Genomic DNA, 13,069 nt, shown 5'->3' with positions numbered 1-13,069 from the left:
AGAGGATTTTAATGCAAACTTATGATGTGGTGATCGCCGGTGGCGGTATGGTAGGGCTGGCGGTAGCCTGCGGATTACAGGGCTGTGGTCTGCGTATCGCGGTGCTGGAAAAATCGGTGCCGGACGCCTTTAACCCCAGCGAACCGCACGGATTGCGCGTGTCGGCGATTAATGCCGCCAGTGAACGACTGCTGCAACATCTTGATGTCTGGTCGGCGATTTTGGCGCAACGCGCCAGCGCGTATCACGGCATGGAAGTGTGGGATCGCGATAGCTTTGGCCGTATTGAGTTCGATGAGCCGCAGGGCGTCAGTCATTTGGGCTATATCATTGAAAATCAGGCAATTCACCAGGCTTTATGGCAGCGGGCGCAGCAGCTAAGCGATATTACGCTGCTGGCGCCGGCGCAGCTGCAGCAGGTGGCTTTCGGCGATAACGAAGCCTTTATCACTCTGCAGGATGGCAGCATGATGAGTGCCCGCCTGCTGATCGGCGCAGATGGTGCGCACTCATGGCTGCGTGAAAAGGCGGATATTCCCTTAACCTTTTGGGATTACCAGCATCACGCGCTGGTGGCGAACATCCGTACCGAGCAGCCTCATCAGGCGGTGGCGCGGCAAGTTTTTCACGGCGAAGGGATTCTGGCCTTTCTGCCGCTGAACGATGCGCATCTTTGCTCGATTGTCTGGTCGCTGCCGCCGCAGGAAGCCACCCGGCTGCGCGAGATGCCCGCTGCGCTGTTTAATCAGCAGCTGTCGGTCGCTTTTGATATGCGTCTTGGCCTGTGCGAGCTGGAAAGCGAGCGTCAAACCTTCCCGCTAACGGCGCGTTATGCCCGTCAGTTTGCTGCGCATCGGTTGGCGCTGGTGGGCGATGCGGCGCATACCATCCATCCGCTGGCCGGGCAGGGCGTTAACCTGGGCTTTATGGATGCCGCTGAGTTGATTGGCGAAATCCGCCGTCTGCAACAGCAGGGCAAAGATATTGGTCAGCATCTTTACCTGCGCCGCTATGAGCGCAGCCGTAAACACAGCGCGGCGGTCATGCTGGCGAATATGCAGGGCTTCCGTGATCTGTTTGCCGGTAATCATCCGGCGAAAAAGCTGCTGCGCGATGTGGGGCTGCGGCTGGCGGATCGGCTACCCGGCGTTAAGCCGCGGTTGCTGAAGCAGGCCATGGGTCTGCAGGATCTGCCGGAATGGCTGCGCTAAGCGCAGCTTGTAACAGGGGCGTTCAGGCGATCTTTCGTTAAATGTACAGCGCATGCTTACCTCAGGGCCGTTCGGCCCTTTTTTTGTGCCGTTAAGGGCTGTTTATCCATGGCTTCGGGCCTTTTTTCCCCTCTTGCACCAGTTTGAGGCAGCTGCACGCTTTTAGTCTGCTCGTTTGAATTATTCTAATTTTACCTGCGTATTCGCATTAGTTTTTCTAATTTCATGGCGTGCTTATCAACGGCTTTTTTTAGCGTCATTAAGCGGCTGTCTGGTTTTTAAACGGCTTTGTTACGCTTTTGTTGTTGGTTATGTGCCTTGCCACGCATTTTTTCAGTGAAAAATTCTGCACAATTCATTCGGTTCCGGCCAGGGACACACGTGATTCGCCCTTGTTTAGCTTATGGTTAATCAGGCCATTCGGTGATAACGTCAGGGCAGAGAGAACGTTTGCGTCGGACGTTTTAGCCTCATTTAGCGTCCAGTTAACCCGTTAACGCACAGGAATGTTATGAAGCAGACTCCGTTGTACCAACAGCATCAGGCGTGCGGCGCCCGTATGGTGGATTTCCACGGCTGGATGATGCCGCTGCACTATGGCTCGCAGATGGATGAACATCATGCCGTGCGTACCGATGCCGGCATGTTTGATGTCTCTCATATGACCATTGTCGATCTGCACGGTGAGCGCACCCGGGAATTTCTGCGCAGGTTGCTGGCTAATGATGTCGCCCGTCTGACGCAGCCAGGAAAGGCTCTGTACAGCGCCATGCTGAACGCATCGGGTGGCGTGATTGATGATTTGATTGTTTACTTTATGAGCAATGACTGGTTCCGGCTGGTGGTCAATTCCGCCACGCGCGAAAAAGACCTGGCGTGGATCAGCGAGCATGCGCAGCCGTTTAGCGTCACGATACAGGTTCGCGACGATCTGGCGCTGATTGCGGTGCAGGGACCGAATGCGCAACAGAAAGCGCAAACGCTGTTTAGCGATGCGCAGCGTCAGGTCGTCAGTGACATGAAGCCCTTCTTTGGCGTGGAGTCAGACGGATTTTTTATTGCCACTACCGGCTATACCGGTGAAAGCGGTTATGAAATCGCGCTGCCGGGCGAGCAGGCCGCCGAGTTTTGGCAGCGGCTGCTGCTGGCGGGCGTGAAGCCTGCCGGGCTGGGCGCACGCGACACGCTGCGTCTGGAGGCCGGGATGAATCTCTACGGTCAGGATATGGATGAAGGCGTCTCGCCGCTGGCGGCGAACATGGGCTGGACCATCAGTTGGGAGCCTGCCGATCGGCAGTTTATCGGACGCGAAGCGCTGGAGCATCAGCGTGAAAAGGGCACCGAAAAACTGGTCGGCCTGATCATGACGGAAAAAGGCGTGCTGCGTAACGATCTGCCGGTGATGTTTACCGATGCGCAGGGCAACCAGCAGCAGGGCATTATCACCAGCGGCTCTTTTTCCCCCACTTTAGGCTGCAGTATCGCGCTGGCCCGCGTTCCGGCGGGGATTGGCGAGCAGGCCATTGTACAGATTCGTAATCGGGAAATGCCGGTCAACGTCACTAAACCGATTTTTGTTCGCGCCGGTAAACCGGTCGCTCAGTAACCAGTGCAGGAGAATGCAGCGATGAGCAATGTGCCAAATGAATTAAAATATCGTGAAAGTCATGAGTGGGTACGTAAGGAAGCGGACGGCACTTATACCGTTGGCATTACCGAACATGCGCAGGAACTACTGGGCGATATGGTCTTTATCGATCTGCCGGACGTGGGCAGCAGCTTTGCCGCCGGCGATGACTGCGCCGTGGCGGAGTCGGTCAAAGCCGCTTCTGATATTTACGCGCCGTTAAGCGGCGAAGTCGTGGCGGTTAACGATGCGCTGGAAGCCTCGCCGGAGCTGGTTAACAGCGAGCCGTACGCTTCCGGCTGGCTGTTTCGCCTTAAAGCCAGCGATGAATCTGAACTGGAGCAGCTGATGGATGCGGAAGGCTATCTGGCCTCCATTGATGAATAACCTCCAGCAGGCTGTCAGCGCCACGGTGATGCGCTGACCTCCAGGTATTAGCGGTCGGCTGCGGCTGGCCGCTTGTGTTGATAGCGATAGCCGCCCCTCAGGATTGACGATTCATGACTCAGACACTCAGCCAGCTTGAACATACTGGCGCCTTTATCGAACGCCATATCGGTCCCTCTCTCTCACAGCAGGAAAGCATGCTGCAGGCCATTGGCGCCAGTTCGCTCAAAGAGCTTATCGCCAGTATCGTTCCAGCCGACATTCAGCTGCCTGGCCCGCCGGCCATTGGCGATGCGGTGACGGAACATCAGGCGCTGGCGGAGCTAAAAGCGATCGCCAGCCGTAATCAGCGCTGCAAATCCTATATCGGCATGGGCTATACGCCGGTACTGACGCCGCCGGTTATTTTGCGTAACCTGCTGGAAAATCCGGGCTGGTATACCGCCTATACGCCTTATCAGCCGGAAGTTTCGCAGGGACGTCTCGAGGCGTTACTGAACTTCCAACAGCTGACGTTGGATTTGACCGGCATGGATATCGCCTCCGCCTCGCTGTTGGATGAAGCCACCGCCGCCGCCGAAGCGATGGCGATGGCAAAGCGCGTCAGCAAGCTTAAAAATGCCAACAAATTCTTTATTGCCGACGATATTCACCCGCAAACGCTGGACGTAGTGAAAACGCGCGCGGAGACATTCGGCTTTGAGATCCTGGTGGATAAAGCAGAGCGCGCGCGCGATCATGACGCACTGTTTGGCGTGCTATTGCAGCAGACCGGCACTACCGGCGAAGCCCATGATTACGGCGCGCTAATTAGCGAACTGAAAGCCCGCAAGATCGTGGTCAGCGTGGCGGCCGACTTTATGGCGCTGGTGCTGCTGGAAGCGCCGGGCAAGCAGGGCGCAGATATCGTTTTTGGTTCCGCTCAGCGCTTTGGCGTGCCGATGGGCTACGGCGGTCCGCATGCCGCCTTCTTTGCCGCCCGCGATGAATTTAAGCGCTCGATGCCGGGACGTATTATCGGCGTATCGCGCGATACCGCCGGCAACACCGCGTTGCGTATGGCGATGCAAACCCGTGAGCAGCATATCCGGCGTGAAAAGGCGAACTCCAACATCTGTACTTCGCAGGTACTGCTGGCCAATATCGCCGGCTTTTATGCGGTGTTCCACGGTCCGCAAGGGCTGAAGCGTATTGCCAGCCGCATCCATCGGCTGACGGATATCCTGGCGGCCGGGCTGCAAAAAGGCGGCCTGACGCTGCGTCATCACAGCTGGTTTGATACCCTGACCGTTGAGGTGGCGGACAAGGCGGCAGTGCTGGCGCGCGCGCTCAGCTTTGGCGTTAACCTGCGTACCGATATTCATCAGGCGGTAGGCATCACGCTGGATGAAACCACCGGCCGCGAAGAGGTCGCCACGCTGTTCGCCATTCTGCTGGGCGACGATCACGGGCTGGATATTGATGAACTGGACGCCGCCGTTGCCGCTGACAGCCGCTCCATTCCGTCGGCGCTGCAGCGTCAACAGCCAATTCTGACCCATCCGGTGTTCAATCGTTATCACAGCGAAACCGAGATGATGCGTTATATGCACAGTCTGGAGAAAAAGGATCTGGCGCTGAATCAGGCGATGATCCCGCTCGGCTCCTGCACCATGAAGCTTAACGCCGCTGCGGAAATGATCCCCATCACCTGGCCGGAATTTGCCGAGCTGCATCCGTTCTGTCCGGCAGAGCAGGCGGCAGGTTATTTGCAGATGATTAGTCAGCTCTCGCAGTGGCTGGTGCAGCTCACCGGCTACGATGCGTTGTGCATGCAGCCTAACTCCGGCGCGCAGGGCGAGTATGCCGGTCTGTTGGCGATTCGCCGCTATCATGAAAGCCGCAACGAAGGTGAACGTCATATCTGTTTGATCCCCAGTTCAGCGCACGGCACCAACCCGGCCTCGGCGCAGATGGCGGGCATGTCGGTGGTGGTGGTTGCCTGTGATAAACAGGGCAATATCGACCTGCATGATTTACGGCAGAAAGCAGAGCAGGCGGGTAGCGCGCTCTCCTGCATTATGGTGACCTATCCTTCCACGCATGGCGTATACGAAGAGACGATCCGTGAAGTTTGCCAGATTGTTCATCAGCATGGCGGGCAGGTCTACCTTGACGGCGCCAACATGAACGCGCAGGTCGGGATCACCACGCCGGGCTATATTGGCGCGGATGTTTCTCACCTGAACCTGCATAAAACTTTTTGTATTCCACACGGCGGCGGCGGCCCGGGGATGGGGCCTATCGGCGTGAAAGCGCATCTGGCGCCGTTTGTGCCGGGTCATAGCGTGGTGCAAATTGATGATTTGCTCACGCAGCAGGGCGCGGTCTCCGCCGCGCCGTTTGGCAGCGCCTCGATTCTGCCGATTAGCTGGATGTATATTCGTATGATGGGCGCCGAGGGGCTGAAGCAGGCCAGTTCGGTGGCCATTCTGAACGCCAACTATATCGCCAGCCGCCTGCAGTCCGCTTATCCGGTGCTGTATACCGGGCGCGATAACCGGGTAGCGCATGAATGTATTTTAGATATTCGTCCGCTAAAAGAGCAGACCGGCATCAGCGAGCTGGACATCGCCAAGCGCCTGATTGATTACGGTTTCCATGCGCCCACCATGTCATTCCCTGTTGCCGGAACGCTGATGGTAGAGCCGACCGAATCGGAAGGGAAAGCTGAGCTGGATCGCTTTATCGATGCGATGTTGGCGATTCGTATGGAGATCGATCGCGTGGCGGACGGCGAGTGGCCGCTGGAGGATAACCCGCTGGTGAATGCGCCGCATACCCAACAGGAGCTGGTGGGCGAGTGGACGCATCCTTACAGTCGTGATCTGGCGGTGTTCCCGGCAGGCTGCGCCAATAAATACTGGCCGACAGTGAAGCGCCTGGACGACGTATTTGGCGATCGTAATCTGTTCTGCTCCTGCGTACCCATCAGCGACTACCAGTAAGCCTGTTGCCGTAATAAAAAAGGCCGGATAGATTCCGGCCTTGCTTTTATACAGGTAACGCTAAAGCGCAGGCTTAAAGCTGCTCGCCGTTGCTGGCGATCACTTGCTGATACCAGGCAAAGCTTTTTTTCTTCGAGCGCGCCATGGTGCCGGTGCCGTCATCATTTTTATCCACATGGATAAAACCGTAACGCTTATTGTACTGACCGGTAGTGAACGAGACGCAGTCAATGCAGCCCCACGGGGTATAGCCCATCAGATCGACGCCATCTTCCAGCACCGCTTTTTTCATCTGCTCAATGTGCGCGCTCAGATAATCGATACGGTAATCATCCTCAATAAAGCCGTCGGCATTCGGCTTATCGATAGCGCCAAAGCCGTTTTCCACGATAAACAGCGGCTTTTGATAACGCTCATACAGGATATTCAGCGAGTAACGCAGGCCGACTGGGTCAATCTGCCAGCCCCAGTCAGACGCTTTGACGTGCGGGTTCGGCACGCTGCCTTCGAAACCGGTAATGGAGTCGCCTTCGCCTTTGGTATTCGCCTGCACCGCGTTGCTCATGTAATAGCTGAAGCCGATATAGTCACAGCAACCGTTGCGCAGGGTCGCTTCATCTTCCGCTTCCATTTCAATGTGATAGCCTTTGCGCGCCCATTCGTTCAGCGTATAAGCGGGATAGTAGCCGCGCATCTGCACATCGCTGAAGACATAGCGACGGTGCATCGCTTCCTGAGCAAACATCACATCATCCGGATGGCAGGAGAAGGGATAAATCGGCACCATGGCGATCATGCAGCCAATCTGAAAGTCAGGATTGATGCGGTGACCCAGCTCCACCAATTTGGCGCTGGCGACAAATTGGTGGTGCATCACCTGATACATTGCCTGCTCAGGTTTTTCATGATCGGTAAACACCACGCCGGAACAGCAGTAGCCGAACAGCGGATAGTTCCAGGTGCGCTGGTTATTGATCTCGTTAAAGGTCATCCAGTATTTCACTTTATGCTGATAGCGGCGTAATACCACTTCGCTAAAACGCACAAAGAAATCGACCACTTTACGGTTCAGCCAGCCACCGTACTGTTTTACCAGATGCCACGGCATCTCAAAGTGAGACAGGGTGATAACCGGTTCGATGCCATGTTTTAGCAATTCATCGAACAGATCGTCATAAAACTGTAGGCCCGCTTCGTTCGGTTCCAGTTCATCGCCGTTAGGGAAAATACGCGTCCAGGCAATCGAGGTGCGGAAGCACTTAAAGCCCATCTCGGCAAACAGCGCCACATCTTCTTTATAGCGATGGTAGAAATCAACCGCCTCATGGTTCGGGTAGCTATAGCCGGGCTGTACGCCATCGGTCATCACGCGATCGACGCCGTGCGAACCGCCGGAAAGCACATCGCAAATGCTGATGCCTTTGCCGCCCTGATCCCAGCCACCCTCAACCTGATGCGCGGCAACGGCGCCGCCCCAGAGAAAATCCTGCGGAAATTGCTGCTGTGTCATAAAGATCCCTTACTGTTGCAGTAAAATACGGTCTGGTTTACGCAGCGCCCGATGATATTAAGCGGCGGCAGGAAATAAGCGTGCAGCCGTCATTGAGGGCGCGGGAAAATATAACGGTTCGATAGCAAACGTTGACCGGAGTGTAGCAAAGCGTGGAAGAATGTCACGTTATAACGAAACGTGACAAACGTGATTTGTTACCTGAGAAAAACAGGCTGTTTTATTTCGCCTGGCGACTGGCGAGTTTACGGCCAATCGTCTCGATAATATACATCGTAGGCACCTGGCTGGTAATATCAAATCCGCCGTTCATGCGAATTAACGGCATATGGCAGGAGATATTAAAATCCGCCAGTTTAGCCAGTGAGCTGGTTTCGCTATTGGTAATGGTAATAATTTTACAGCGGTGCAGGCTGAACTGGCTGGCAAGTCGCAGAATTTCCTCGGTTTCACCCGAAACAGAAAGAATAATCGCGACAGCATCCTTATACATATCGCTGCTGACCGGATAATAAGGGTCATCGATATAGTTGCTAAATTTACCGACGTTAGAGAAAAAGCGTGCGCCATATTTTCCCAGCGTGCCGGATGTGCCCGCGCCAACAAAAATAATGCGTTGCGCCGCTAAAATATGCTCTACCGCCTGGATAATTAAATTCTCGAATTCATCGTTATTAATGCTTTTAAAAAAGCTGACAATTTCATTGACGCCATAATTAACCGGCCGCTGCTGTTCCTGCTCCAGATATAATTTAAAACGAATACGAAACTCGGAATACCCGTCACACTGCATTTTACGACAGAAGCGCAATACCGACGTGGTAGAGACGCCAGCGGCATCGGCCAGTTCACGAATAGTCATATACATCACCTTGTCGCCGCTTTTAATTACGGTGTTGTATACCATCATCTCTGTGTCATTGAGCGTTGAAATTATGCTGTGAGTAAACATGCTGTATCCGCCAGTGGTTCCCGCGGCATACCTTACCAGATTTTGCTCTGCGCGCCGACGCGCGCGTCGGGTTACAGATTGACATAAATTTATTTAAGCTTACACGTGTACACTGAAATGGTTGTTAGCTAGTCTGTGAACGGACCAGGTTTAACAGGCGAGTCGATAACGATTCCCTTTTATGCACAAAACATTAACCGGACATCAGGAGGGAAACATGGCGAATAAAAACGGATTAGCGCCGGGATATTCCCTGGCGGAAGAAATTGCTAACAGTATCAGTCACGGCATTGGCTCTGTTTTTGGCATCGTTGGGCTGGTGCTGCTGCTAAGCCAGGCGATGGAGGCGAATGCCGGGGCGCTCGCCATCACTAGCTACAGTCTGTACGGCGGCAGTATGATCTTGCTGTTCCTGGCCTCTACCCTGTATCACGCGGTACCGCATCCGCGCGCGAAGTTTTGGTTAAAAAAGCTGGATCACTGCGCTATCTATCTGTTGATTGCCGGCACCTATACGCCGTTTCTGCTGGTAGGGCTGAAGTCGCCGCTGGCGCACGGTTTGATGGTGGTTATCTGGAGCCTGGCGCTGGCCGGGATTGTTTTTAAGCTGGTATTTATTCATCGCTTTAAGGTGCTGTCGCTGGTGACCTATCTGCTGATGGGCTGGCTCTCTGTTATCGTGATTTATCAGCTGGCGATTAAGCTGGCGCCCGGCGGCGTTTGGCTGTTGGCGGCGGGGGGCATTATCTATACGCTGGGGGTGATTTTTTATGTGGCGAAACGCATCCCCTACAATCATGCCATCTGGCATGGCTTTGTGTTGGGCGGCAGCATCTGCCACTTTTTAGCGATCTATCTTTATGTATTATAACCTTTTAAAGATAAAAAAGGCGGCTGTGCGGCCGCCTTTAACTTTTTGTTTTAATCAGGCTTCTGCCAGCGAATAGGGCAGCGGCTGAATAGCCAGCTGGCCGCCTTCATCACCCTGCACGCGCAGCACGCTTTCCGCTTCCAGATCGTTATTCAATACCGCCTGAACCCAGACATCCCCCGATTCCAGCTGGACAGCCGCCAGAATGGTGCCGGTGCGTCGCCAGTTTTCACCCATTTTCAGCTCCAGCGCATCGCCCGCTGCGGGAACGCGACCTGCTTTTCCCGCCAGCCAGTAAAGGGCGCGCTTGTTGGCGCCGCGGAATTTGGCGCGCGCCACCATTTCCTGTCCGGTATAGCAGCCTTTCTTGAAGCTGATCGCCTCCAACGCCTGCAAATTGGTCGCCTGCGGGATCAGCTGTGCGCTGGTTTTTTCATCCAGCACCGGCAGGCCTGCTTCAATATCCAATGCCAGCCACTGCTGGCTATCGTTCAGCTGCGCCTCGCCTACCAGCGCCTGTTTCAGCTCGCTGGCTTTCTCGACGTTGGTTACCAGCAGAAAACGCTCGGCAGGAGTAGCAAACCACAGCAGCGTAGAGTCTCCATCCTGCACCACCGGCGTTTGCGCATCCGGCAGGGCGGCAAAACGGTTGGTCAGCGCTGCTCTGGCCTGAAAGCCCGCCACGCCCAGTAGCACCACATTGTCATCGGCAGCGATGGTTACTTTAGAAAACACGGCGTATTTTTTCAGTTCGGCAATCTGCATATCGCGCAGGCCGCGTCGTACCAGATAGGCGTAGCCTTCGCCGCGATGGAACAGGCGCAGGTTGCTCCACATTTTGCCTTTGGCATCGCAGTGCGCGCAGGGCAAGTGCTTTTCAGCCGGCAGAGCGGCGACATCCAGCGTTACCTGGCCTTGTAAATAGGAGGTGCTGTCCGCGCCCTGCACGGAAACCAGCGCCCAGTCTTCCAGTGAAACTAAAGTCAGCGGCAGCCGGGATGAAGCGACAGGCTGGCGCGGTGGAAAAGTAAAGTCAGGCATAGCGAAATCCTGAAGAGTCAGTGAATACCAAGAGTGACTTCATATTAAAAGAGCAAAAGGGCTTTGCAACCAGTTTCCCGAAACGGACGCACAAATCGCGTGATAACCCTGCAACTTGTGATAGCGCTATGCGGCACTCCGCGCAGGGAAGGAATTTGCCTGTAACAGGCCGGAAAAAAAGCGCTACACTAGCCAACATATTTACGCTAACCGATGACGGAACACATGGATATCAACGATAAATCCCGTATTCACTGGGCATGCCGCCGCGGCATGCTGGAGCTGGACATCGCCATCATGCCTTTCTTTAAATATGAATATGATGCGTTAAGCGATGACGATAAGGCGCTGTTTATTCGTCTGCTGAAAAGCGACGATCCTGATCTGTTTAACTGGCTAATGAACCACGGGGAGCCGGCAGACGCAGAGCTAAAACGCATGGTGCAGCTGATCCAGACACGTAACCAGCAGCGTGGCCCGGAACGTGGCGCGGTGGCAATCTGAGCTTCATCCTTCAGCCTTAGCCCGGCGCGTTACCTTTGCGCTTTATATCGCTCTTATCGCCGGGCTGCTGCTATTGCCCTGGCCGCCGCCGCTGATCCCGGCGATTGGCGGGTTGTTGCTGCTATTGCTCATTGAGCTACGGTATCGCCTGCGGCTACAGCGGTCATTGCACGGGCAGTTAACCGCTGATGAAAGCCGCTATTGGCATTGGCGGCAGCAAAAGGCCAGAGTAACGCGCCCGCCCTTTGTCCTGCCGTTTGGCATACTGCTTTCGCTGCGTACGCAGCAGGGGAAACGCCTTTCGCTGTGGCTGATGCGCGATAGCATGAACGAGGCGAGCTGGCGCGCCCTACGCCGTTTGTTAAAGGGCCAGCGTTGACCGGATCATCCCAGGCAACCGGCGCCCGGAATGATGGAATAATCGGGAGCACTGGGAGGAAATTACCCGCATCACAGTAGCGACGCGGTTTCCGTCAGGATCTGTTCACACCACTGCGCGATGCGCTCATCGCTTTCTTCAAACTGATTGACGTCATCCAGCGCCAGGCCAACAAACTGTTTGCCGTCGGAGGTAAGGGGTTTCGGGCTGGTAAATTCATAGCCTTCAATTGGCCAGTAGCCGACAAACTGCACGCCCATCGGCATCAGCAAATCATGCAACATGCCCAGCGCATCAAGAAACCACTCGCCGTAGCCTAGCTGATCGCCCATCCCATATAACGCCACCACTTTACCGCGCAGGTTAAGCGCCGGGATCTCCTGCCATTTCGCTTCCCAGTCTTCCTGTAGCTCACCGAAATCCCAGGTGGGGATGCCGAGGATCAGCATATCGTACTGCTCCATGAGCGTCGGAGAATCATCTTTCAGGTTGTGCAGCGTCACCAGCTCCTCGCCGATAAAATCACGAATTTTCTCGGCGGCCATTTCGGTGTAACAGGTGCTGGAACCGTAAAAAAGGCCAATCTTCATACGGAACATCTACTCATAAATAGCTCAATAGGCGCAATTGTATCAGAAGGGCGCTGCTTTCAGGCATAATGAAGGCAAAATCACACGTTTGCGCAAAGAGGCAAAAGTGCAGGATAACGATCTTATTGAACAGTTTCTGGATGCGCTGTGGATCGAACGTAATCTGGCGCAAAACACCCTGGCCTCCTATCGGCAGGATTTGCAATCGCTAACTGCCTGGCTAAAACACCATCAGCGCACGCTGCTGCAGGCAGAGGCGACGGATTTACAGGCTTTTCTTGCCGATCGCATAGCGGGCGGTTATAAAGCCACCAGTTCCGCCCGTCTGCTGAGCGCCATGCGGCGTCTGTTTCAATACCTTTATCGGGAAAAACTGCGCGATGACGATCCCAGCGCGCTGCTTGCTTCGCCGAAACTGCCGCAGCGTCTGCCGAAAGATCTTTCCGAAGCGCAGGTCGAACGCCTGCTTCAGGCGCCCAGCGTCGAGCAGCCGATTGAGCTGCGTGATAAGGCGATGCTGGAGCTGTTATACGCCACCGGACTCCGGGTTTCGGAACTGGTGGGATTAACGGTAAGCGACGTCAGCCTGCGTCAGGGCGTGGTACGCGTAATCGGCAAGGGCAACAAAGAGCGGCTGGTGCCGCTGGGGGAAGAGGCGATACACTGGCTGGAACAGTATCTGGAGTATGGACGTCCCTGGCTGCTGAACGGACTGGCGATTGATGTGCTGTTTCCCAGCAATCGGGCGCAGCAAATGACCCGCCAAACGTTCTGGCACCGGATTAAGCACTACGCCGTGCTGGCGGGTATCGACAGCGAAAAGCTTTCGCCGCACGTGCTGCGCCACGCTTTTGCTACGCATCTGCTGAACCATGGCGCGGATCTTCGTGTCGTACAGATGCTGCTGGGGCACAGCGACCTCTCCACCACGCAGATTTACACGCATGTCGCCACCGAGCGCCTGCGTCAGTTACATCAACAGCATCATCCGCGCGCCTGATGCGGCGGAA

General features: G+C 55.2%; 12 protein-coding genes. 8 read left to right on the top strand and 4 right to left on the bottom strand.

Annotated features, from left to right (window positions below; genetic code table 11):
• Positions 1 to 11: 11 nt before the first annotated feature.
• The 4 genes from ubiI (at position 12) to gcvP (ending at position 6,212) form a co-directional block, all read left to right on the top strand.
• Positions 12 to 1,211, top strand: coding sequence for an FAD-dependent 2-octaprenylphenol hydroxylase (gene ubiI / locus K6958_RS16835; protein ID WP_249892183.1), 1,200 nt, complete (start codon positions 12 to 14; stop codon positions 1,209 to 1,211).
• A gap of 511 nt (positions 1,212 to 1,722) precedes the next feature.
• Complete coding sequence (gene gcvT / locus K6958_RS16830; RefSeq protein ID WP_249892182.1) at positions 1,723 to 2,817, top strand: glycine cleavage system aminomethyltransferase GcvT; 1,095 nt, start codon at positions 1,723 to 1,725, stop codon at positions 2,815 to 2,817.
• Positions 2,818 to 2,838: 21 nt separating this feature from the next.
• Positions 2,839 to 3,225, top strand: a complete 387-nt coding sequence (gene gcvH / locus K6958_RS16825; protein WP_249892181.1) for a glycine cleavage system protein GcvH — start codon at positions 2,839 to 2,841, stop codon at positions 3,223 to 3,225.
• A gap of 113 nt (positions 3,226 to 3,338) precedes the next feature.
• On the top strand, positions 3,339 to 6,212 hold the full coding sequence (gene gcvP / locus K6958_RS16820; protein WP_249892180.1) for an aminomethyl-transferring glycine dehydrogenase: 2,874 nt from the start codon (positions 3,339 to 3,341) through the stop codon (positions 6,210 to 6,212).
• A gap of 73 nt (positions 6,213 to 6,285) precedes the next feature.
• Here gcvP and K6958_RS16815 read toward each other — a convergent pair whose 3' ends face one another.
• Positions 6,286 to 7,722, bottom strand: coding sequence for a 6-phospho-beta-glucosidase (locus K6958_RS16815; RefSeq protein ID WP_249892179.1), 1,437 nt, complete (start codon positions 7,720 to 7,722; stop codon positions 6,286 to 6,288).
• 220 nt (positions 7,723 to 7,942) lie between these two features.
• Positions 7,943 to 8,674, bottom strand: a complete 732-nt coding sequence (locus K6958_RS16810; protein WP_249892178.1) for a MurR/RpiR family transcriptional regulator — start codon at positions 8,672 to 8,674, stop codon at positions 7,943 to 7,945.
• A gap of 217 nt (positions 8,675 to 8,891) precedes the next feature.
• Here K6958_RS16810 and trhA point away from each other — a divergent pair, with 217 nt between their 5' ends.
• A complete protein-coding gene (gene trhA, locus K6958_RS16805; protein WP_249892177.1) occupies positions 8,892 to 9,545 on the top strand; it encodes a PAQR family membrane homeostasis protein TrhA in 654 nt (217 codons plus the stop codon).
• A 54-nt stretch (positions 9,546 to 9,599) separates the two neighbouring features.
• Here trhA and ygfZ read toward each other — a convergent pair whose 3' ends face one another.
• Positions 9,600 to 10,586 carry a tRNA-modifying protein YgfZ gene (gene ygfZ, locus K6958_RS16800; protein ID WP_249892176.1) on the bottom strand — a complete coding sequence of 329 codons (987 nt, stop codon included), beginning with the start codon at positions 10,584 to 10,586 and terminating at the stop codon, positions 9,600 to 9,602.
• Positions 10,587 to 10,811: 225 nt separating this feature from the next.
• Between ygfZ and sdhE the strand changes: the two genes are divergently transcribed.
• Positions 10,812 to 11,090, top strand: a complete 279-nt coding sequence (gene sdhE / locus K6958_RS16795) for an FAD assembly factor SdhE (RefSeq protein ID WP_249892175.1) — start codon at positions 10,812 to 10,814, stop codon at positions 11,088 to 11,090.
• Positions 11,071 to 11,469: a protein YgfX gene (locus K6958_RS16790; RefSeq protein WP_249892174.1), complete on the top strand. Its 399-nt coding sequence runs from the start codon at positions 11,071 to 11,073 to the stop codon at positions 11,467 to 11,469. Before sdhE ends, K6958_RS16790 begins: the two co-directional genes overlap by 20 nt.
• A 71-nt stretch (positions 11,470 to 11,540) precedes the next feature.
• Here K6958_RS16790 and fldB read toward each other — a convergent pair whose 3' ends face one another.
• Entirely contained in the window at positions 11,541 to 12,059 is a 519-nt protein-coding gene (fldB, locus tag K6958_RS16785) for a flavodoxin FldB (protein WP_249892173.1), read from the bottom strand.
• A gap of 106 nt (positions 12,060 to 12,165) precedes the next feature.
• On the opposite strand from fldB, the gene xerD reads away from it, so the two are divergent.
• A complete protein-coding gene (xerD, locus tag K6958_RS16780) occupies positions 12,166 to 13,059 on the top strand; it encodes a site-specific tyrosine recombinase XerD (protein ID WP_249894719.1) in 894 nt (297 codons plus the stop codon).
• Positions 13,060 to 13,069: the final 10 nt, after the last annotated feature.

It is taken from the genome of Mixta hanseatica (assembly GCF_023517775.1).
GTDB classification, from domain to species: Bacteria; Pseudomonadota; Gammaproteobacteria; order Enterobacterales; family Enterobacteriaceae; genus Mixta; species Mixta hanseatica.
The sequence above is the reverse complement of the archived record's forward strand: the minus strand, read 5'-3'. Positions and strand labels throughout refer to the sequence as shown.

Bases quoted from the DNA above. Each gene is read 5' to 3' on its own strand.
- fldB (WP_249892173.1), bottom strand. From the start codon at position 12,059: ATGAAGATTGGCCTTTTTTACGGTTCCAGCACCTGTTACACCGAAATG.
- gcvP (WP_249892180.1), top strand. From the start codon at position 3,339: ATGACTCAGACACTCAGCCAGCTTGAACATACTGGCGCCTTTATCGAA.
- gcvH (WP_249892181.1), top strand. From the start codon at position 2,839: ATGAGCAATGTGCCAAATGAATTAAAATATCGTGAAAGTCATGAGTGG.
- ubiI (WP_249892183.1), top strand. From the start codon at position 12: ATGCAAACTTATGATGTGGTGATCGCCGGTGGCGGTATGGTAGGGCTG.
- gcvT (WP_249892182.1), top strand. From the start codon at position 1,723: ATGAAGCAGACTCCGTTGTACCAACAGCATCAGGCGTGCGGCGCCCGT.
- trhA (WP_249892177.1), top strand. From the start codon at position 8,892: ATGGCGAATAAAAACGGATTAGCGCCGGGATATTCCCTGGCGGAAGAA.
- ygfZ (WP_249892176.1), bottom strand. From the start codon at position 10,586: ATGCCTGACTTTACTTTTCCACCGCGCCAGCCTGTCGCTTCATCCCGG.
- K6958_RS16815 (WP_249892179.1), bottom strand. From the start codon at position 7,722: ATGACACAGCAGCAATTTCCGCAGGATTTTCTCTGGGGCGGCGCCGTT.
- sdhE (WP_249892175.1), top strand. From the start codon at position 10,812: ATGGATATCAACGATAAATCCCGTATTCACTGGGCATGCCGCCGCGGC.
- K6958_RS16810 (WP_249892178.1), bottom strand. From the start codon at position 8,674: ATGTTTACTCACAGCATAATTTCAACGCTCAATGACACAGAGATGATG.